The following is a 272-nucleotide window of genomic DNA, read 5'->3' on the forward strand; positions in this document are numbered from 1 at the left end:
CAAGTATCTTCCGGTCATATCCTTGAAGGTTTGATACCAATTCAATTGCCGCCATCATCGAGGTTGGGCTGGCATTATAGGCATCATTAATAATCTTTTCACCGTGTCTTCCTTCCACAAGCTCCATCCGCATATTTGTTAGCTTAATCCCTTCCAGTCCTTCGCTCATTTTTTCAAAAGGAATGGAAAAATAGCGGGCAATCAGCATAGCCGCAAGGGCATTTAAGATATTATGGGTGCCTAAAACAGGCAGTTCAAATGTTTCTCCTGAT

At 42.3% G+C, this 272-nt stretch carries 1 pseudogene; it reads right to left on the minus strand.

The window, feature by feature from the left end:
• Positions 1-272: pseudogene (locus tag RYX56_RS22430) on the minus strand (glutamate ligase domain-containing protein); the annotation flags it as partial.

The sequence above is a fragment of the Alkalihalophilus lindianensis genome, assembly GCF_032843265.1.
GTDB lineage: Bacteria > Bacillota > Bacilli > Bacillales > Bacillaceae_D > Alkalihalophilus > Alkalihalophilus lindianensis.